At 68.2% G+C, this 18,378-nt stretch carries 20 protein-coding genes; 8 read left to right on the top strand and 12 right to left on the bottom strand.

The annotated features are described in order from the left end of the window. Positions 1–168: 168 nt before the first annotated feature. The gene (locus DXK93_RS09435) at positions 169–912 is read left to right on the top strand and encodes a sulfite exporter TauE/SafE family protein (protein ID WP_054455320.1); all 744 of its coding nucleotides are present in this window, start codon (positions 169–171) and stop codon (positions 910–912) included. Positions 913–991: 79 nt separating this feature from the next. Next, positions 992–1,711, top strand: coding sequence for a GntR family transcriptional regulator (locus DXK93_RS09430; RefSeq protein WP_054455322.1), 720 nt, complete (start codon positions 992–994; stop codon positions 1,709–1,711). 85 nt (positions 1,712–1,796) lie between these two features. On the opposite strand, the gene DXK93_RS09425 is transcribed toward DXK93_RS09430, so the two are convergent. From DXK93_RS09425 to DXK93_RS09410, 4 genes are all read right to left on the bottom strand, one after another. Continuing rightward, a complete protein-coding gene (locus DXK93_RS09425) occupies positions 1,797–2,147 on the bottom strand; it encodes a 2Fe-2S iron-sulfur cluster-binding protein (protein ID WP_054455325.1) in 351 nt (116 codons plus the stop codon). Next, complete coding sequence (locus tag DXK93_RS09420) at positions 2,144–2,473, bottom strand: hypothetical protein (protein ID WP_054455326.1); 330 nt, start codon at positions 2,471–2,473, stop codon at positions 2,144–2,146. The genes DXK93_RS09425 and DXK93_RS09420 overlap by 4 nt, the downstream gene beginning before the upstream one ends. A gap of 5 nt (positions 2,474–2,478) precedes the next feature. Then, a complete protein-coding gene (locus tag DXK93_RS09415) occupies positions 2,479–2,778 on the bottom strand; it encodes a 2Fe-2S iron-sulfur cluster-binding protein (protein ID WP_054455328.1) in 300 nt (99 codons plus the stop codon). A gap of 72 nt (positions 2,779–2,850) precedes the next feature. Continuing rightward, positions 2,851–3,582: a TenA family transcriptional regulator gene (locus tag DXK93_RS09410; RefSeq protein WP_054455904.1), complete on the bottom strand. Its 732-nt coding sequence runs from the start codon at positions 3,580–3,582 to the stop codon at positions 2,851–2,853. 237 nt (positions 3,583–3,819) lie between these two features. Between DXK93_RS09410 and DXK93_RS09405 the strand changes: the two genes are divergently transcribed. Then, complete coding sequence (locus DXK93_RS09405; RefSeq protein WP_054455330.1) at positions 3,820–4,035, top strand: hypothetical protein; 216 nt, start codon at positions 3,820–3,822, stop codon at positions 4,033–4,035. Between the two features lie 51 nt (positions 4,036–4,086). On the opposite strand, the gene DXK93_RS09400 is transcribed toward DXK93_RS09405, so the two are convergent. Further along, the gene (locus tag DXK93_RS09400) at positions 4,087–4,482 is read right to left on the bottom strand and encodes a DUF2809 domain-containing protein (RefSeq protein ID WP_119449909.1); all 396 of its coding nucleotides are present in this window, start codon (positions 4,480–4,482) and stop codon (positions 4,087–4,089) included. Positions 4,483–4,606: 124 nt separating this feature from the next. Here DXK93_RS09400 and DXK93_RS09395 point away from each other — a divergent pair, with 124 nt between their 5' ends. From DXK93_RS09395 to DXK93_RS09385, 3 genes are all read left to right on the top strand, one after another. After that, positions 4,607–5,842, top strand: a complete 1,236-nt coding sequence (locus DXK93_RS09395; RefSeq protein ID WP_119449908.1) for a molybdopterin-dependent oxidoreductase — start codon at positions 4,607–4,609, stop codon at positions 5,840–5,842. 10 nt (positions 5,843–5,852) lie between these two features. Beyond that, positions 5,853–6,197, top strand: coding sequence for a hypothetical protein (locus tag DXK93_RS09390; RefSeq protein WP_054455334.1), 345 nt, complete (start codon positions 5,853–5,855; stop codon positions 6,195–6,197). A 146-nt stretch (positions 6,198–6,343) separates the two neighbouring features. Continuing rightward, positions 6,344–8,035, top strand: coding sequence for an MFS transporter (locus tag DXK93_RS09385; RefSeq protein WP_119449907.1), 1,692 nt, complete (start codon positions 6,344–6,346; stop codon positions 8,033–8,035). A gap of 27 nt (positions 8,036–8,062) precedes the next feature. Here DXK93_RS09385 and DXK93_RS09380 read toward each other — a convergent pair whose 3' ends face one another. Genes DXK93_RS09380 through DXK93_RS09370 form a run of 3 tightly spaced genes read right to left on the bottom strand, consistent with a single transcriptional unit; the run spans position 8,063 to position 11,020 of the window. Beyond that, positions 8,063–8,800, bottom strand: a complete 738-nt coding sequence (locus DXK93_RS09380; RefSeq protein WP_119449906.1) for a phosphoribosyltransferase — start codon at positions 8,798–8,800, stop codon at positions 8,063–8,065. 27 nt (positions 8,801–8,827) lie between these two features. Beyond that, the gene (locus DXK93_RS09375) at positions 8,828–10,012 is read right to left on the bottom strand and encodes a M20 aminoacylase family protein (RefSeq protein ID WP_119449905.1); all 1,185 of its coding nucleotides are present in this window, start codon (positions 10,010–10,012) and stop codon (positions 8,828–8,830) included. A gap of 27 nt (positions 10,013–10,039) precedes the next feature. Further along, positions 10,040–11,020: a tripartite tricarboxylate transporter substrate binding protein gene (locus DXK93_RS09370; RefSeq protein WP_119449904.1), complete on the bottom strand. Its 981-nt coding sequence runs from the start codon at positions 11,018–11,020 to the stop codon at positions 10,040–10,042. Between the two features lie 129 nt (positions 11,021–11,149). On the opposite strand from DXK93_RS09370, the gene DXK93_RS09365 reads away from it, so the two are divergent. Further along, positions 11,150–12,100, top strand: coding sequence for a LysR family transcriptional regulator (locus tag DXK93_RS09365; protein ID WP_119449903.1), 951 nt, complete (start codon positions 11,150–11,152; stop codon positions 12,098–12,100). An 18-nt stretch (positions 12,101–12,118) separates the two neighbouring features. On the opposite strand, the gene DXK93_RS09360 is transcribed toward DXK93_RS09365, so the two are convergent. Then, complete coding sequence (locus DXK93_RS09360; protein WP_119449902.1) at positions 12,119–13,096, bottom strand: tripartite tricarboxylate transporter substrate-binding protein; 978 nt, start codon at positions 13,094–13,096, stop codon at positions 12,119–12,121. A 182-nt stretch (positions 13,097–13,278) separates the two neighbouring features. Here DXK93_RS09360 and DXK93_RS09355 point away from each other — a divergent pair, with 182 nt between their 5' ends. After that, on the top strand, positions 13,279–14,688 hold the full coding sequence (locus tag DXK93_RS09355) for an MFS transporter (protein ID WP_054455906.1): 1,410 nt from the start codon (positions 13,279–13,281) through the stop codon (positions 14,686–14,688). A gap of 7 nt (positions 14,689–14,695) precedes the next feature. On the opposite strand, the gene DXK93_RS09350 is transcribed toward DXK93_RS09355, so the two are convergent. The 3 genes from DXK93_RS09350 to hutH all read right to left on the bottom strand — a co-directional run bounded on the left by DXK93_RS09350 (position 14,696) and on the right by hutH (position 18,368). After that, positions 14,696–15,448: a carbon-nitrogen hydrolase family protein gene (locus DXK93_RS09350; RefSeq protein ID WP_233564521.1), complete on the bottom strand. Its 753-nt coding sequence runs from the start codon at positions 15,446–15,448 to the stop codon at positions 14,696–14,698. Between the two features lie 146 nt (positions 15,449–15,594). Continuing rightward, on the bottom strand, positions 15,595–16,812 hold the full coding sequence (gene hutI, locus DXK93_RS09345) for an imidazolonepropionase (protein WP_119449900.1): 1,218 nt from the start codon (positions 16,810–16,812) through the stop codon (positions 15,595–15,597). A 26-nt stretch (positions 16,813–16,838) separates the two neighbouring features. Further along, a complete protein-coding gene (gene hutH, locus DXK93_RS09340; protein WP_119449899.1) occupies positions 16,839–18,368 on the bottom strand; it encodes a histidine ammonia-lyase in 1,530 nt (509 codons plus the stop codon). Between the last annotated feature and the right edge of the window lie 10 nt (positions 18,369–18,378).

Raw genomic sequence — 18,378 nt, 5'->3', positions numbered from 1 at the left:
TGTAGTCATACCAATCAAAATATGCAGCGCCTAGGGAAAGCGATAATTCTGAAAAATCCATGAATAGCGCCGAAAAATCAGGGGATTACCCTAGTTTTTGAAGCACTTCATGAAATTCGGAAAAATCCTGGATAGACTATCGTATACATAGTAAAGACTACTCCAGGCATGCCATCCTCCCTGCCGTATCCCGATCTTCTGCAGTACGCCACCATGGCCGCCGTGGTGTTCGGCGCCGCGATCGCGCAGGGCGTGGGCGGCGTGGGCTTCGCGATGTTCGCCGCGCCGGTGGCGGCCATGTTCTTTCCGCAGTTGGCGCCGGGGCCGCTCTTGACGCTGGGCGGCTTCATTTCGCTGCTGACCGCATTGCGCGAGCGGGCCGCCATCGACTGGCCTTCGGTGTCCTACGCGCTGGCGGGACGCGCCGTCGGTACGCTGATCGCGATCTACGCCATGACGCGCTTCGCGCCGCAGGCGCTGGGGGTGCTGTTCGCCGCCCTGATCCTGGTGGCCGTGGCGCTGAGCGCGGCCGGCCTGCACTTTTCCGCCACGCCCGGACGCGTGTCCGGCGCGGGCGTGGCCTCGGGCATCATGGGCACCATGACCTCGGTGGGCGCGCCGCCCATCGCCATCGTGATGCAGCACGCGGCGCCGCCGCGCCTGCGCGCCACGCTCGGCATGGTGCTGTTCCTGGGATCGATCTTCTCGCTGGCCATGCTGGCATGGGCCAAGCGGTATACGGGCTATCACGCCGGACTGGCGCTCAGCCTGGCGCCTTTCCTGCTGGCCGGTTTTGCGGTCTCCAACCGGCTGCGCCACCGTCTGCCGCCGCGCGCAGTGCGCGGCGTGCTGCTGGCGGTATGCGCCTTGGGCGCGCTGGGCGTACTGGCCAAGGCTTTTTGGGGACACTGATGCGGTGCGCCCCCCAAGCCATGCAGCTACACCCGGTAATACAATGGAGACTGTATCCATTAAGCCAAACCTGCTCGCCATGACAACCTCACCCGTCAGCCCGCAAGCCGCAGCAACGCAGCATTCCGCCTCGCTGAAGATCGGCGAGCAGCATCCGCAGTTGTTTGCCGTCATCCGCGACAAGCTGCGCGAGCGCATCCTCAGCGGCGAGTTCACGCCCGGCGACCGCCTGGTCGAGGGCCGCCTGTCCGAGGAAATGGGCGTCTCGCGCATCCCCGTGCGCGAAGCGCTGCGCGCATTGGCCGCCGAAGGCCTGGTGACCATCGAGCCGCGCCGCGGCGCGTCCGTGTCGGTGCTGTCCGACGCCGTCGCCTACGACATGGTGGAGGTGCGCGCCACGCTGGAAGGCCTGAACGCCAAGCTCGCGGCGCAGCGCCGCGATGAGAAAACCGTGGAACGCCTGCAGGCCTTCCTGCGCGAAGGCACGGAAGCGGCGCGCGGCGAACAGCTGGACAAGTTCCTGGCGCTGAATTCCCAGTTCCACGAAATGCTGGCCACCATCGGCGGCAACGTGGTGCTGACCGACCTGATGCGTTCGTTGCGCGACCGTACGGCGCTGCTGTTCGCGCCCAGCAATATGCTGCGCGCCAAGCAGAACTGGGATGAGCATTCCCAGATCCTCAACGCCGTCATCGCCGGCAACGGCGACCTGGCCGCGCTGCTGGCCAGCCAGCACGTGCATAACGCCGCCAAGGCCTATACGGAAGCCCAGCAGCAGCCGCACGCGTCGGTGGCCTGAACGGGCCTACCGCGCCTGAAACTCATCACACCGAGCCGGCCGCGCGGCCAGGAGCCAGCGCCGGTCGGCCAGGGCCTTGCAGCCCTCAGGTCGCCGCTTCCACGGGATCGGACGCCGCGCCGACCACCACGCCCTTGCCGTTCTGGATCACCCACGACACCTTCACATCGCCATTGACGAAGGTCTGGCAGGCCATGCGGTAGCCGGCCTCGAAGTCTTCGGGACGCAGATGCTTGCGCTCCTTCGGCTTGATGGCGTCGGTGTTTTCCAGCCCTTCCTCGATGCGGCACTTGCAGGTGCCGCACAGGCCGCCGCCGCACTTGAAGGGAATGCCGCCCTTTTCCTTGAGCGACACGCGCAGCAGATTGCTGTTCTCGGGCGCCGTGGCGACCTTGCCGCCATTGGAGATGAATGTGATCTGGACCATGTTGTTCAGTGCTCCGCGGCGACCGCGCCGGAGCGCAGCGTCAAGGTCGATTCCATGCTGCCAAAGCGCGTCAGGTGGGCCAGTTCCTTGCGGGCGGCTTCCACCGACGCGAACTTCTCCAGGAATTTGGAGGGCACGCGGTTCACCACGTAGGGCGGCGTTTCCTCGGTGACGATGAGCTTGGTGTCGCCATGCAGGCGGGCGATGCGGTAGACGGCCAGCGCGCGGCCGTAGAACGCGTAATCGTAGGTTTCAAGGATATCCACCGCGCCATCGTCCGCTTCCGTGCGGAATACGCCGGGCTTGGTGGTCAATATGACGTATACCGGGTCCATTGCCGCTATGCCTCCACGTCCTGGACCAGCTCGATGTCACTGGTAAGCCAGAGCTGGCACGCCAGCCGGTAACCCTGGTCGATGCGTTCGCCCAGCTGCTTTTTTTCCTTCCAGTTCACCGGCGGCAGATGCTCGGCCCCGGCCAGCACGCGGCAGGCGCATTTGGCGCACTTGCCCATGCCGCATTCGTAGCGCAGATGCGGATACGGAAACTGCTTGATGCCGGCCCGCACCACCAGGTTGGTGTTGTCCTTCACCACGTCGGTGTAGGTCTGGCCGCCCTTATGAAACACGATGGTAGGCATGGATACTCTGCTCTGGGTTCTGCGGGGCCGCGGCCGTCCGGCACGAAAGCGCCAGACGGCCTTGCGGTGTGCTCAGGCGGCAAGGCCCAGTTCGGGCAGCGTGATTTCCTGCTGCACGTAGTCGGTGTAGAGCGCGGTCGTGTACAGCAGCCGCATCTGCGCGCCGATCTCGCAGATCTTCAGGCAGCGCTGCTGCAGGTCCACCGTGTTGGCGTGCTCCAGCACGATCTGGTAGCCGCGTTCGCCGTGGATTTCGTCGGACACGATGTGCAGGTCGAAGAACTCCACTTCCTCGTCGGTGAAACCGTACTTCTCGCGCAGGGTCGGGGTCTGCTTGCGGTAGATGGACGGCACTTGCGATTCCAGGCCCACCACCAGCCCGGCCACCGCCACGATGGGGTCCTCGCGCATGGCCACGGCGTAGCACCAGCTTTGCAGGGCGCGCGTGGTGGGCGACATGTTGTCGGGGTTGGTGACGCGTTCGCGGGTGGTGCCGCAGGCTTCGGCAAAGCGGATCAGCAGGTCCGTGTGGCGGTCGCCCCCGATTTCCTCTTCATACATATTGGCCAGCAGGAAGTCCTTGGCCTCGGTGTAGGAGTCGGGCGTGCGGGCGTACAGATAGCCCAGGTAGTCGGCGAACGGGCCCACGTAGTGGTAGTGGTTCTCGGCCCAGCGCTGCAGATGCTGGCGGCTGAGCTTGCCTTCTGCCCAGGCGATGGAAAAGGGCGAAGCGTTGGCGCTCTTGCCCTTGATCGCGTTTTCCAACGCGGTACGGAATTCATCTCGGTTCATCAGTTCAGCCATGACTCGCTCCAGGTCCATTGGTGAGGATTCCAGGCTGGTCTAAGCCCGGGCATGTTGAACATTGTATACCGTCTACTATTTTGAACTGCTAGGGCAATCCCGGAGATCGGTCAAACGCTGCCCCATAAACAGGGACAGTCTTTATGGATCAATGACTTGGCGTGCGCACGCGGGGGCTGGCCGGAATGCGCACGCACTGGTACAATGAATACACTTTCAATGCAATACGGAAATACCATGAATACCCGCCATCCCCTGGGAGACGCCCCGATCGGCCAACAATTGCTGACGCATTACGCCCGCCGCGACGCCGTGCGCCACGCCACCCCGCTGTTTCCTTCGTCCTGGGCCGAGCTCTTCGCGCCGTTCCGCAACGCCCGCCTGCAGCCGCTGCGCGCAGCCAAGCCCGCCGCGCACGCGCACGACGACGCGCCGGTCTGCCAGGCAGGCTGATTCCCTGATGGAAGCCCGGCTGATTCGGCCGGGCAGAAAGACGAAAAGCGCCTAGGCGCCGCGCAACGCGGCGCCCCGCCGCCGGTTCCAGGCGGCCAGCGCCAGCACCAGGAAGAACCCCAGCGTATAGGCCAGCATGTCCCACCAGTCGGGCACGCTGCCCAGGATCACGCGCAATACCGGCTGCTCCAGCCGCCAGCCGAAATACCGGGCCAGGTACTGCCCCAGTTCCACCGCGTAGCCGGTGAACAGCGCGGCCAGCGCCAGCGGCAGCACGCCCGCGCCGATGAAGCTGCGATACACCAGATAGGCCCAGCCCACCGCCACCACGTCGCCCACGAAGCCCCGCAACAGGGGATAGGGCGCGCCCAGGGTGGCGATCAGCGCTTCCAGCGCGGTTACGGCCAGCAGCGCGGCAAAGGCGCGCTTGTTGAAGGTCAGGGTCATCGGTGCGAAAAACGCGGAAATTGAAACGGGCAGCGCGGACGTTAACGCATTTGTCAGGCCGCCGCGCGTAGGCTCGTCTGAACGCGCCGGGGCAGGGCGCTGACAAGAACGAGGAGACACCAAGATGAGCACATCCGACCCGAATGGGCGCCGGCGCTTCCTGCGCCAGGCCTGTACGCTGGGCGCCACCGGCACGCTGGCCGGCCATGCGCTGACCAGCCTGGCGGCGCCGGCCACCGTCACGCTGCCGTTCGCCAACGGCGAGCGCGACCTGATCGCCTATCCGCAAAAGCGGCCCCTGATCCGCCAGACCTCGCGCCCGCCGCAGCTGGAAACGCCGTTCGCGGTCTTCAATGAGAACATCATCACGCCCAACGACGCGTTCTTCGTGCGCTACCACCTGGGCAACATCCCCACCGCCATCGACCTGAACACCTACCGCATCAAGGTCAGCGGGCTGGTGGACAAACCCCTGGAGCTGTCGCTGGCCGACCTGAAGCAGCAGTTCGGCAAGCCCGTGGAACTGGTGGCTGTCACCCAGTGCTCGGGCAACAGCCGCGGCTTCTTCGCGCCACGCGTGGGCGGGGGGCAACTGGGCAACGGCGCCATGGGCAATGCCCGCTGGCTGGGCATCCCGCTCAAGCGCGTGCTGGAAAAAGCCGGCATCCGCGCCGGCGCGCGCCAGGTGACATTCGAGGGCATGGACCGCCCGGTGCTGCCCGGCACGCCGGAGTTCATCAAGGCGCTGGACGCCGCCCATGCGCTGGACGGCGAAGTCATGCTGGCCTACGCCATGAACGGCGCTGACCTGCCCATGCTCAACGGCTATCCCGTGCGCCTGGTGGTGCCGGGGTACTACGGCACCTACTGGGTCAAGCACCTGGCCGACATCAAGGTGCTGGACAAGGAGTTCGACGGCTTCTGGATGCAGAAGGCCTACCGCATTCCCGACAATGATTGCGCCTGCACGCCGCCGGGCAAGGCGCCGGAGAAGACGCGCCCCATCGGCCGCTACAACGTGCGCAGCTTCATCACCAGCCTTGCCGAAGGCGCCCGCGTCGCCCGCGGCAAGCCGGTACAGGTGCGCGGCATCGCCTTCGATGGCGGCAAGGGCATACGCGAGGTCCAGTTCTCGTCGGACGACGGCAAGACCTGGCAGGCCGCCAAGCTCGGCCGCGACCTGGGCCGTTATTCCTTCCGCGAATGGCACGCCGATTTCACGCCCAAGACCGCCGGCGACTACACGCTGAAGGTCCGCGCCACCAACACGGCCGGCGAAACCCAGCCGCTGGACCCGCTGTGGAACCCGGCCGGCTACATGCGCAACGTGGTCGAAGCCGTCCGCGTCACCGCCGCCTGAGGAGAGCGCCATGAACCGCCTTATCCGTCGCTGCCTGCCGGCGCTCGCGCTGGCCTGCGCCTGTCTCTCCCCGGCCGCCCAGGCCCTGGAAATCAAGCTGCCCCAGGAAACCGCCACACTGCATTCCGGCACCGGCGCGGGGGCCCAGCATGCGGCCCTGTGCCTGATGTGCCATTCGGTGGACTACGTATCGTCGCAGCCGCCCATGCCCCTGGGCTTCTGGGACGCCGAGGTCAAGAAGATGGTGGGCACCTACGGCGCCCCCATACCCGCCGACCAGGTGCCGTTGATCGTGGAATACCTGAACCAGGCCTATCCGCCGGCCCCTGCGCCGGCCCCGGCCGCCAAGCAATAGGCGGCCTCCCTGCAGCAGCCCCGGGGCGGCGCGCGACCGCCCCGCAGCGCCGCGCGCGCTCCCTTCGATCGCTGGCTTAGGCGTACCATTACCCGACCCAGACCACGTCCGAAAGGAGCGCCCGCCCGGCGCCCCGGAAGAACCCCATGCTGCAACCCGTTTCGGCCAACACCGATCTGCCCGCGGACGCGCCAGCCGCCCCCGCCCCCGTGCTGCAGGTCAGCACGCTATCCCCCTTCGCGTTTCCGGCGTTCCGCATCATCTGGATCGCCAACCTGTTTGCCAACCTGGGCACCTGGGCGCAATCCGTCGCTGCCGCGTGGATCATCACCACCGAGCAAAGCAGCCCGCTGATGGTCGCCATGATCCAGGTGGCCGCCGCCTTCCCGCTGGTGGCGCTGTCCATCCTGACCGGCGTGCTGGCGGACAACTACGACCGCCGCAAGGTCATGCTGACCGGCATGCTGCTGGAGCTGACGGGCGGCGTCTTCATCACCATCCTGGCCTTTGCCGGCCTGCTGCATCCCATCACGCTGATCGCGTCGGTGTTCTGCATCGCCATCGGCAGCGCCATCGTCACGCCAGCCTGGCAGGCCGCCGTAGGCGAACAGGTGCCGCGCGCGCACGTCGGCAGCGCGGTACTGCTGAACAGCGTCAACTTCAACGTGGCGCGCGCGGTAGGCCCGGCCATCGGCGGCCTGCTGCTGGGCGCCATGGGCGCGCCCTGGGTGTTCCTGCTGAACTGCTTTTGCTACGGCGGCCTGATCTGGGCGATCTGGCGCTGGAAACGCGACCTGCCCGTGCGCCGCCTGCCGCCCGAAGGCATCCTGGAAGGCGTGGTCGCCGCGCTGCGCTACACCCAGCATTCAACCGTCACCCGCGTCGTGATGCTGCGCTCGTTCGCCTTTGGCCTGTCGGCCAGCGCGCTATGGGCCTTGCTGCCGCTGCTGGCGCACGAACACGAAGGCGGCAGCGCCCTGCTGTACGGCTACATGCTGGGCGCGCTGGGCCTGGGCGCGATCCTCGGCAGCGCCGTGGTGCGGCGGGTCCAGGCGACCTTGGGCGCGAGCGGCCTGATCAGCGTGGCGGCGGCCCTCCTGGCCGCGTGCCTGCTGGCGCTGGGCCTGGCCGGCACCCTGTGGGTGGCTTTTCCCGCGCTGCTGCTGTCCGGCAGCTGCTGGATCGGCGTGCTGGCCACCTACAACACCACCGTCCAGATGCTGGTGCCGGACTGGGTCAAGGCGCGCGCGCTGGCGCTGTACCAGACGGCCATCTTCGGTGGCCTGGCGGCTGGCTCCTTCATGTGGGGCCATTTCGCCGGCACCATGGGCGTTTCCGGCGCCCTGGCCACCGCCGGCATCATGCTGGGCATCACCGTCGCGCTGATGTACCGCTCGCGGCTGCCCGAACATCTGGACACCACGTCGCTGGCGCGCGCGGACGCCACCGAGCCGGCGATGGCCGCGGTCGGCTTCAACACGCAGCACGGCGCGGTGCTGGTCGCCGTGGAGTACCTGATCGAAAAGGAAAAGCTGTCCGCGCTGATCGGCGCGGCGCATCCGCTGCGCCTGATGCGGTTGCGCAACGGCGCGCAGCAATGGCAGCTGTTCCGCGACCTGGAGCGCGAGGGCGTCTGGCGCGAAGTCTTCCTGGTGGAAAGCTGGATGCAGTACCTGCGCATGATCGACCGCATGACGCTGGAGGACAAGATGGTGCTGGACAAGGTGCGCGCGCTGCACGCCGGCGACAAGCCGCCTGTGGTGTCGCGCAACGTCAGCTATCTGGCCATGAACGAGGCGCAGGGTTTCTCGCTGCGCCGCGATCCGGAGTCCCTGTAGGCGCCGCGCTGGCGGGCCTGCCGGGCTTCAGGCGGCCGTTTCGGGCGCCCAGCCCGCGGCCGTGCGGCGCATGCGCGGCGACTCGAACGCACAGGCCACCGGAATCGGCGCGCCATCCGCGTCCACCAGCCGCTCGCGCCAGCGCTCGCCCTGGCACATGGCCACGACGATGCCCGCCACTTCCGCGCCGCAGCGCGCCAGCAGTTCCAGCGCGGACAGCATCGTCTGCCCCGTGCTGACGGCGTCGTCCACCACCAGCACGCGGCGCCCCGCCAGGCTGCCCGCCAGATTCGGATCCACGTACAGCAGCTTTCCGGCATCCGGCGTGGTCAGCGACTGTACCGGCACGGCCAGGCGTTCGTCGTACCAATACTTGCGCGAATAACCGAAGGGCACGTAGCGCGTGAACCCCAGGCCGCGCGCCACCATGGGCGCGAAAGCGAGGCCCAGCGTCGGTAGGCCCACGACGACCTCGGCCTTGAAGGCGCGCGCGCGCTCGGCCATGAAGCCGGCCAGGGCATCGACCACCTCCAGGCTGGCATGGTTGGCGATCAGCGAGGCCACGCAGCGATCAGGGTCGCCGGGCACGCCGCGCAGCGGCAGCACCAGATAGCGGCCGTCAGGCAGCCGTGCTGGATAGCCGCGGGAATAGGGCGGACCCACCGGCAGCGCCAGCGCATCGGCGCTGACGATCTCCTGCCAGTAGTCGGTGGTGGCGTCGAAGGCCGGCGCGCCGGCGGCAATCGGGTCGTGTGAGGCAGTCATGCGTCGCGGAAAAGTAGCGGCTGCCGGTCAGCGCGCGCCGGCGGCCAGATAGGCTTCCGCCAGCGTCACCCAGTAGCTGGCCGTGACCGGCAGGATGTCGTCGTTGAAATCGTAATCGGGGTTGTGCACCATGCAGCCGCCTTCGCCCTCGCCATTGCCGACGATGAAATAGCTGCCGGGCACCTGCTCCAGCATGAAGGCGAAATCATCGCTGGCCTGCAACGGCTCCAGGTCGGGGATCAGCAGGTGTTCGCCCAGCCAGCCGCGCGCGACCTCGGCCGCGAACTGCGTGGCGGCGCGGTCATTGACCACCGGCGGATAGCGCCAGCGGTAGTCCACGTCGACGCTGGCGCGGTGCACCGCGGCCTGCGCCGTAGCGATCGCCGTGATGCGCTCGCGCAGCAGCGCGCGCGTTTCAGGGCGGCGTGCGCGCACCGTCAGGCGCAGCTCCACCGACTTGGGAATCACGTTGGGCGCGTCACCGCCGTGGATGGCGCCTATGGTCACCACCGCCATGTCGTTGGGATCGATCTCGCGCGAGACGATGGTCTGCAAGGCCAGCACGATGCTGGCCGCCGCCACGATGGGGTCCACCGCCACGTGCGGCATGGCCCCATGGCCGCCCACGCCGCTGACGGTCAGGATCACCGTGTCGGACGAGCTGTACATCACGCCGGAGCGGAAGCCGAAATGGCCGGCCGGATAGCCCGGCTCGTTGTGGAAGCTGTAGACGGCGTCGCAAGGAAAGCGTTCGAACAGGCCGTCGGCAATCATCTTCTGCGCGCCGCCATGGCCTTCCTCGGCGGGCTGGAAGATCAGGTGCACGGTGCCGTCGAAACGGCTGCGTTCGGCCAGCGCGCGGGCCGCGGCCAGCAACGTGGCCGTGTGGCCGTCGTGGCCGCAGGCGTGCATCTTGCCGGGATTCTGGCTGGCGTAGGGCAGGCCGGTGGTCTCATGGATGGGCAGGGCGTCCATATCGGCGCGCAGGCCCAGCCGGCGCGCGCCGCTGCCCCGGCGCAAGGTGCCCACCACCCCGGTCACGCCCAGGCCGCGATGCACTTCGTAGCCCCAGGCCGCCAGCCTTTCGGCCACCAGTTCGGCCGTGGCGACCTCCTGATAGGCCAGTTCGGGATTGGCGTGGATGCGATGGCGCAGCGCCACCATCTCTTCCTGGATGGCCTGGATCTCGGGCAGCACGGGGGGGGTATTCATGGCATGGCTTCCTGCAAAGGGGCAGGCCTATTCCTGCTGGATGTTGGCGCTCTTCACGATGTGCGCGTACAAGGCTTTTTCCTTCTTCAGGAAAGCGGCGAAATCCTGCGGCGTGCCCTGTCCGGGCATGGCGCCGCCTTCGGCCAGGCGCTTTTGCACCTCGTCCATGCGCAGCACCGCATTCAGCTCCAGGTTCAGCCGCTCGACCACGGCGGGGTCGGTGCCAACCGGCACGAACACGCCGGTCCAGGTGTTGAGTTCAAAGCCCTTGAGCGCCGGCGTCTCGCCAAACGCCTGCACCTGCGGCAACGTGTCCACGCGCGCGGCGGACGTCACGCCCAGCGCGTGCAGCTTCTTCTGCTGCACCAGCGGCGTGGCGCTCGTGGTCACCAGCAGGCCCAGGTCCACCTGGCCGCCCATGACGTCGTTGGTGATCTGCGCGCCGCCGCGGTAGGGCACATGCACCAGCTTGACCTTTGCCTGGTCCTGCATCACCTCCATCGCCAGATGCAGCACGGTGCCCACGCCCGACGAAGCGTAGGTCAGCGTGTCGGGTTTCTCGCGCGCCAGCGCGATCAGCTCGTCCATGTTCTGCACCGGCAGGCCCGGACGCGCCAACAACACCACGGGCGCGGTGGTCACCAGCGCCACCGGCGCGAGATCGGCTTCGGCGTCGTACTTCACGGCCGAGTTGATCAGCCGGGCCACGCTGATCGGGCCGTCAAAGCCCATCACCAGCGTGTAGCCGTCCGGCTTGGCATGCACGGCCTTGGCCACGCCCAGCACGCCGCCCGCGCCCGCCACGTTGTCGACGATGACGGACTGCTTGAGGCGGTCCGACAGCTTTTGCGCCACCAGGCGCGCCGTGGTGTCGACGTTGCCGCCCGGACTGAACGGCACGATCAGGGTCAGGGGCCGGGCGTCGGGCCAGGTGTCGGCGCCGGCCGCGGGGGCAAGGCACAGCGCGGCGGCCAGCGCGGACACGGACAGGAACAGGCGTTTGAACATGGAAGGAGCGGGGTCGGAGCGAGGAACGCGCGTGGAACCGGCAGCGCGGAGGAGGGCGACGGCGCCATCCTAACCAGATCCCGGTGATAACTGAAATGCTATATTTTTATAGATTCATCAGGCAAATCTATGACCAAGCGCCCTGCTTCCGATAGCCACGCTGCCCCCGCCCGCCAGCCCACGCTACGCCAGCTGCGCGGTTTCAAGGAAGTGGCCCGCCACGCCAGCTTCAGCCGCGCCGCCGAGGCCCTGGCGCTGAGCCAGCCGGCCCTGTCCGCCGCCATCCGCGAGCTGGAAACGCTGATGGGCGTGGCCCTGTTCGAGCGCAGCACCCACCATGTGCGCCTGACGCCCGCCGGACAAGCGGCGCGCGCGCAGATCGAATGGCTGCTTAACAGCTATACGCAGGGCGCCGAAGACCTGCAGCGCCTGCTGGACACGCAGGCCGCCACGGTGCGCATCGGCTGCATTCCGTCCACCATGCACCTGCTGGCGCCGGTGGTGGCGCAATGGCGCCTGCGCCATCCCGAAATCGTGCTGATCCTCAGCGACCACCTCAACGACGAACTCATGGCCGCGCTGGGCAATGGCGAACTGGATATTGGCCTGGGCCTGGACTTCGGCCTCACGCCCGGCGTGGCCGCGGCTTTCGTGGCCGAGGACGACCTGGTCGCGGTGCTGGCCGATACGCACCGGCTGGCGCGGCGCCAGGCGGTGACCTGGCAGGATTTGAAGGCGGAGCCATTGGCCGTGCTGTCGCGCGGCAGCACCTACGAAATGATCGTGGCCACGCTGCGCCAGCTGGGCTCGGACCTGGCCGCGACCGACACCCTGAATTACACCGACACGCTTTACAGCCTGGTGCGCGCGGGATTGCGCGTGGGCCTGATCTCGCGCCTGTACACGCAGGGGCAGCGGCAGGACGGCCTGGCCATCGTGCCATTGCAGCGTCCGCGGCTCACGCGGCGCATCTGCCTGATGATGCGCGCGCCCGAACAGCAGGCCCGCGCCGCGGTGCGGCTTTGTCACGCCGAACTGGCCCAATTGCTGCGCGAACGCGCGGCCATCCGGACACCCTAGAAAGCCGGACGCGGGCGCTCAGCCGCCCGTCCGCGCACGCCAGGCCACGGCGCGTTCGGCCCAGGCCTGATGGATCGCGTTCATGTTGCGCGCCAGCGTGGCGGCATCGCCGAAATTCACACGCGACCCCTGCAAGTGCAGCTGCATGCGGACTTCCTCCGATTCGAGGGCCCGCGCCACCTGCTGCTGCAGTTGCTCGACGCGGGCCGGCGCCACGCCGCGCGGCGCGAACAAGCCGGCCACACCGCCGCGCTCCAGTCCCGCGAAGCCCTGCTCGGCAAAGGTGGGAACATCGCCCAGATCGGCATGGCGGCCTGGACCCGAAATCGCCAGCAGGCGCAGCCGCCCGGCGCTTGCCGGCTCCCGCAATTCGGCCAGGGATGTCAGGCCCAGCGCCAGATAGCCGGCCTGCAGGTCGGTCACCAATGGCGCGCCGCCGCGATAGCACACTGCCGTGGCCGCCACGCCGAAACGCTCGGCCAGCAGCTCCACGGCCAGCTCCGGCACGCTGCCGGGCGCCGGCACGCCCACCGGCAGCGGCCCCTCGTGTCCGCGCAGATCCTGCAGCTTCAACCAAGGCGAATCCGCCCTGACCGCCAGCGCAATGGCGCTCTGGTCGGTCGTCTGTGCCACCGCCGCGAAATCATCCGGCGACGCAAAGCCGGCCTGCGCCATGATATGCGGCAAGATGGCCAAGGTGTGCTCGTTGGTGAACAGCAGGGTATGCCCATCCGGGCGCGCGGCCAGCAGCTCCTGCGCCGCCAGCAAGCCCCCCGCGCCGGGCCGATTCTCGACCAGCACCACCTCGCCCAGGCCGGCCTCCAACTGCCGCGCCAACAAACGGGCGATCACATCCACCCCGCCCCCCGGCGGAAAGCCGACCAGGATGCGAGTCAGAGGCACGGCCCCAAGACGCCCTGCCGCCGCAGCGCCCAGAACGCCCAGCGCGAGCGCCGGCAAGAGCCGGCGACGGCGCTGGGATACGCCAAATTGCATGGTCGACCACTCCTTGGAAACGCGGCCGGGTGCCGCGCAGGCGGCAGGATAAGGAGAAACGCCCTGCAAGGAAAGCCTGCTCTCCACCCGGTCCGCGGGCCGGATCCCTTAACACGTTCTAGAATCAGTGATCGCAGCTTCCGGCCCTCTGTCCGGACGCGTTGCCCCCCGTGGTCCCGTACATGCTCTCGTTCTCCCGCAATACCGTCTATCCGGCCGGCGTCGGCCTGCCGGCAGCCGAACGCCCGGGCGCGCTCCTGGCCGTCATGCTGGCCCTGTGCATGGCCAGCCTGGACACCGCCATCGCCAACACGGCGCTACCCACCATTGCGCGCGACCTGCAGGCCAGCGATGCCGGGTCCATCTGGATCGTCAGCGGCTATCAGCTGGCCATGGTGGCGGGCCTGCTGCCGGCCGCGGCGCTGGGCGAAATCCTGGGCCACCGGCGAGTCTATATCGTGGGGCTCGCCATCTTCATCCTGTCTTCGCTGGCCAGCGGCCTGGCGCCGTCCTTGCCCACGCTGGTGATCGCGCGCGTGCTGCAAGGCCTGGGCGCGGCCGGCGTCATGAGCGTCAATGGCGCGCTGCTGCGCTTCATCTACCCCTCGCACCTGTTGGGCCGCGGCCTGGGCCTGAACGCCATGGTGGTGGGCATCTCCTTCGCGGCAGGGCCGACCGTGGCTTCGGCCATCCTGCTGCTGGGATCCTGGCACTGGCTGTTTCTGATCAACGTGCCCATCGGCCTGCTGGCGTTCGCGCTGGGCCTGCGCAAGCTGCCCGGGACCGCGCGCGCGCCGCATCGCTTCGACGGCCTGGCCGCAGTGCTGTGCGCCCTGACGCTGGGCCTGTTCGTGCTGGGGTCCAACGAATTGGCGCACGCCGCCCCCTGGCCGCGCGTGGCGCTGGAATGGGGCATCGCCGCAGCCAGCCTGTGGCTGCTGATGCGCCGGCAGGCCGGCCACCCCGCGCCCATCCTGGCGGTGGACCTGTTGCGCCGTCCCTTGTTCGCACTGTCCGCAGCCACAGCCGTGTGCGCGTTCGCGGCGCAGGCGCTGGCCTTCGTGTCGCTGCCGTTCCTGCTGCAAGCCACGCTCGGCTACAGCCAGGTGCAGACCGGCTTTCTAATCACGCCCTGGCCGGTAGTGGTGGCGATCATGGCGCCGATAGCGGGACGGCTGTCGGACCGCTATGCGGCCGGCGCCCTGGGCGGCGTGGGTTTAGCCCTGCTGGCGCTGGGCCTGGCCTCAATGGCACTGATGCCGGCCTCGCCATCAGTCTGGGACCTCTGCTGGCGCATGGCGCTGTGCGGCGCCGGCTTCGGCTTTTTCCAGTCGCCCAACCTGCGCGCCATCATGATGTCGGCGCCCGCCTCGCGCGCCGGCGGCGCCAGCGGCATGATAGGCACGGTGCGGCTGCTGGGCCAGGCCTCGGGCGCGGCCCTGGTGGCCGCCTGCTTCAACATTTCCAGCACGCACGGCGCCATTGCCGCGCTGTGGCTGGGTTGCGTGTGCGCCGCGCTGGCCTGCGTCGCCAGCTTTTCGCGGCTGCGCTTTGACGCGAGCGAGCCGGCGCAGGCCGGCTCGACGCGCTAGCGCCGCGCTATTCCCGCACGTAGCACGGGTACTGTGACTGCTGCGCGCGCGCACGCGCCGGATCCACCTCGATCACCACGATGGATTCGGTATCGCTGGTTTGCGCCAGGGGTTCGCCATCCGGCTGGAACGCGAATGCCGTCCCCCCGAATACCTGCCCCGCCGCCGTGCGCCCCGCTCGGTTCGAGCTGACCACATAACAGCCCGACACCAGCGCCGCCATGGCGCCCGCCGTCAGCCAGCGGCGCGTCGACGCGCTGCTGGCTCGCGGCGCCACGATCAGCTCGGCGCCCGCGCGTCCGTAGGCGCGCGAGCGCTCGTTGAACATCAATTCGGTGCATAGCTGCACGCCCAGGCGTATGCCGCCCACCTCGAATACCTCGAAGCCGTCCATGGCGGCATGGAACCAGGTCGCTTCGAAATAGCCCGGTTCCTCCGGGAAATATTGCTTGTGGTGCAGCCGTGTATAGCGGCCGTCCTGCAAGGCGAACGCCTCGTTGGCCAGCCGTCCACCCGCATGCACCGGCCGCGACGACACGACGGCCGGCACTCCCAGCGCCGCCAGCGCAGCCAGGCCCGCCTCGTGGATGCGCACCGACGCTGCCGCGCGATCCGCGTCGTATTGTGGGTCCGCGGCCACCCAGGGGCCGAACGGCATTTCACTGGTCACCAACAGATCCGGGGCCAGCTCGCCGATGCGTTCGGCGATGCCTTCCCAGGTCGCGCCCTTGGGCTCCAGATCGGCCGGCCCTTCCATCATGCATATCCGCATACCCACATCCAATCTGATCGCGCGCTCCGGGATGAACGCGTCATCCACGGATGGTAGACCGCCTGCGGCGACTGCGGACGCGCGCGGGTCCAAGCCGTCCGTTGCGGGCGCGATCCTGTCCGGATCTGCCCGTTTCAGGCAAGCGTTGCGGCGTCGACCAGCGCGCCATGCCGGACCACCCGCTTGGGCAGATCGCCGCCTATCCAGTAGGCCAGTTCGGCGGGATGCCGCACCTCCCAGGCGACGAAGTCCGCATACTTGCCGGCTTCCAGCGTGCCATGCGTGGCCTGCAGGCCCAGCGCTTTGGCCGCATGCGCCGTCGCCCCCGCCAACGATTCTTCGGGCGTCAGGCGGAACAGCGTGCAGGCCATGCTCAACATCAGCCGCAGCGACAGAGCGGGCGAGGTGCCGGGATTCAGGTCGCTGGAGATGGCGATGGGTACGCCATGGCGGCGCAACAGGTCGATGGGAGGCAGCTTGGTCTCGCGCAGGGCGTAGAACGCCCCAGGCAGCAGCACCGCCACCGTGCCGGCCTGCGCCATTGCCAGCACATCGCTTTCGGTCAGGTATTCCAGATGGTCCGCCGACCAGGCGCCATAACGTGCGGCCAGCGTCGCGCCGTGCAACAAAGACAGTTGCTCCGCATGCAGCTTCACGGGCAGCCCCAGTTCACCCGCGGCCTGGAACACCCGTTCGACCTGCGCCGGCGTGAATGCCAGATGCTCGCAGAAGGCATCCACCGCGTCGATCAGGCCCTCGGCCGCCAGCACCGGCAACATGCGGCGCGCAACTTCATCGACGTAGTCGTCGGCCCGCCCGGCATACTCGGGCGGCAGCGCGTGCGCGGCCAGGCAGGTCGCGCTGACGGTCAGCGGCAAAGTCTGGCCCAGGCGCCGCGCCACCCTGAGCATCTTGCGCTCGTTGGGCAGGTCCAGCCCATAGCCCGATTTCACTTCCAGCGTGGTCACGCCGTCGCGCATCAGATGCAGGGCGCGCCTGCGCGCGCTGGCGTAGAGTTCGTCCTCGCTGGCGGCGCGGGTGGCGCGCACGGTGCTGGCGATGCCGCCGCCTTGCGCGGCAATGGTGGCGTAGTCCACGCCTTGCAGGCGCTGCTCGAACTCCAGGCTGCGATCGCCGCCAAACACCAGATGGGTGTGGCAATCGATCAATCCGGGCGTGACCCATGCGCCGCCCAGGTCATGCTCGCCCGCAACGTCCGCTGGCGGCAGCGTTGCCTCGGGACCGATCCATTCGATACGGTTCTCGCGCGTGACGATGGCGGCCCGTTCGATCACGGAGTATTTGCCTTGCGCCATCGTGGCTGCGTGGCAATTGCGCCAGACCTGTCTCATGCGTAGGCTCCTGTTGCGCGCCGGCGTTAAAGACTGGGCAACAGGCCCGCCGGCACCAGCGCCGTCAGACCCTGGCCCGCGATGAGCAGACTCGCCGCCTCGATGTCGGGTGCGAAGAAGCGGTCCCGCTCATAATGCGCCACTTTCTCGCGCAACAGGCCGCGCGCACGCTCCAGCTTGGGCGCGGTCTTCAGGCCCTGGCGGAAATCCAGGCCCTGGCAGGCGCCCAGCCATTCGATCGCGAGGATGTCGCGCACGTTCTCGGCCATGGGCCAGAGCCGCTTGCCCGCATTCGGCGCCATGGACACGTGGTCCTCCTGGTTGGCCGAAGTCGGCAGGCTGTCCACGCTAGCCGGGTGCGCCAGCGCCTTGTTGTCGCTGGCCAGCGCCGCCGCGGTCACCTGGGCAATCATGAAGCCGGAGTTCACGCCGCCGTTGCTCACCAGGAACGGCGGCAGCTGCGACATGTGCTTGTCCATCATCAGCGAAATACGGCGTTCGGACAGCGCGCCGATCTCGGCCAGCGCCAACGCCAGGTTGTCCGCCGCCATGGCCACGGGCTCGGCATGGAAGTTGCCGCCCGACACCACGTCGCCCTGCTCGGCAAACACCAGCGGATTGTCCGAGACCGCGTTGGACTCGATCTCCAGCACCTGGGCCGCATGGCGTATCTGCGTCAGGCAGGCGCCCATGACCTGCGGCTGGCAGCGCAGCGAATAGGGGTCCTGCACCTTGTCGCAGTTTGCGTGTGAATGCCCGACCTCGCTGTCCTCGGTCAGCAGATTGCGGTACACGGCCGCCACGTCGATCTGGCCAGGCTGACCACGCGCGGCGTGGATGCGGGGATCGAACGGTGCGCGCGATGCCAGCATGGCTTCCACGCTGAGGCTGCCGCAGACCAGCGCGGCAGCCAGCAGATCCTCGGCCTCGAACAGGCCGCGCAGCGCATAGGCCGTCGAAACCTGCGTACCGTTCAAGAGCGCCAGGCCTTCCTTGGCCGCCAGCGTCAGGGGTTCCAGCCCCGCCTGGGCCAGCGCTTCGCGCGCGGGCAGCCAGGCGCCGCGATGGCGCGCCTTGCTCTCGCCCAGCAGCAGCAGGGACATGTGCGCCAGCGGCGCAAGGTCGCCCGACGCGCCCACCGATCCCTTCAGCGGAATATGCGGATAGACCTCGGCGTTCACCAGCGCGATCAACGCGTCGATGACCTTGCGGCGGATGCCCGAATAACCCCGCGCCAGGCTGTTGATCTTCAGCACCATGATCAGCCGCACCATCGCGTCGTCCAGCGCCTCGCCCACTCCGGCCGCGTGCGACAGCACCAGCGAACTCTGCAGGGCTTCCAGGTCCTCGCGCGCGATCCGCGTCGTGGCGAGCAACCCGAATCCGGTGTTGATGCCGTAGGCCGTGCGGCCTTCATCGATGATGCGTTCGACGCAGGCCACGCTGGCCTCGATCGGCCCGGCGGCAGCCGGGTCCAGCGTCACGTGCGCGGGCTGCTGATAGACGCGCCGCAGGTCCGCCAAGGTCATGTGGCCGGGTGTCAGATGCAATTCCATTGTTGTTCTC

Source organism: Achromobacter sp. K91 (assembly GCF_003576205.1).
GTDB classification, from domain to species: Bacteria; Pseudomonadota; Gammaproteobacteria; order Burkholderiales; family Burkholderiaceae_B; genus Achromobacter; species Achromobacter aegrifaciens.
Note: the sequence above shows the minus strand (reverse complement) of the source record. Positions and strands in the feature narration are given on the sequence as shown.

Coding starts and splice junctions, on each gene's coding strand:
- DXK93_RS09435 (WP_054455320.1), top strand. CDS start 169: ATGCCATCCTCCCTGCCGTATCCCGATCTTCTGCAGTACGCCACCATG.
- DXK93_RS09430 (WP_054455322.1), top strand. CDS start 992: ATGACAACCTCACCCGTCAGCCCGCAAGCCGCAGCAACGCAGCATTCC.
- DXK93_RS09420 (WP_054455326.1), bottom strand. CDS start 2,473: ATGGACCCGGTATACGTCATATTGACCACCAAGCCCGGCGTATTCCGC.
- DXK93_RS09415 (WP_054455328.1), bottom strand. CDS start 2,778: ATGCCTACCATCGTGTTTCATAAGGGCGGCCAGACCTACACCGACGTG.
- DXK93_RS09410 (WP_054455904.1), bottom strand. CDS start 3,582: ATGGCTGAACTGATGAACCGAGATGAATTCCGTACCGCGTTGGAAAAC.
- DXK93_RS09405 (WP_054455330.1), top strand. CDS start 3,820: ATGAATACCCGCCATCCCCTGGGAGACGCCCCGATCGGCCAACAATTG.
- DXK93_RS09400 (WP_119449909.1), bottom strand. CDS start 4,482: ATGACCCTGACCTTCAACAAGCGCGCCTTTGCCGCGCTGCTGGCCGTA.
- DXK93_RS09395 (WP_119449908.1), top strand. CDS start 4,607: ATGAGCACATCCGACCCGAATGGGCGCCGGCGCTTCCTGCGCCAGGCC.
- DXK93_RS09390 (WP_054455334.1), top strand. CDS start 5,853: ATGAACCGCCTTATCCGTCGCTGCCTGCCGGCGCTCGCGCTGGCCTGC.
- DXK93_RS09385 (WP_119449907.1), top strand. CDS start 6,344: ATGCTGCAACCCGTTTCGGCCAACACCGATCTGCCCGCGGACGCGCCA.
- DXK93_RS09380 (WP_119449906.1), bottom strand. CDS start 8,800: ATGACTGCCTCACACGACCCGATTGCCGCCGGCGCGCCGGCCTTCGAC.
- DXK93_RS09375 (WP_119449905.1), bottom strand. CDS start 10,012: ATGAATACCCCCCCCGTGCTGCCCGAGATCCAGGCCATCCAGGAAGAG.
- DXK93_RS09370 (WP_119449904.1), bottom strand. CDS start 11,020: ATGTTCAAACGCCTGTTCCTGTCCGTGTCCGCGCTGGCCGCCGCGCTG.
- DXK93_RS09365 (WP_119449903.1), top strand. CDS start 11,150: ATGACCAAGCGCCCTGCTTCCGATAGCCACGCTGCCCCCGCCCGCCAG.
- DXK93_RS09360 (WP_119449902.1), bottom strand. CDS start 13,096: ATGCAATTTGGCGTATCCCAGCGCCGTCGCCGGCTCTTGCCGGCGCTC.
- DXK93_RS09355 (WP_054455906.1), top strand. CDS start 13,279: ATGCTCTCGTTCTCCCGCAATACCGTCTATCCGGCCGGCGTCGGCCTG.
- DXK93_RS09350 (WP_233564521.1), bottom strand. CDS start 15,448: ATGATGGAAGGGCCGGCCGATCTGGAGCCCAAGGGCGCGACCTGGGAA.
- hutI (WP_119449900.1), bottom strand. CDS start 16,812: ATGAGACAGGTCTGGCGCAATTGCCACGCAGCCACGATGGCGCAAGGC.
- hutH (WP_119449899.1), bottom strand. CDS start 18,368: ATGGAATTGCATCTGACACCCGGCCACATGACCTTGGCGGACCTGCGG.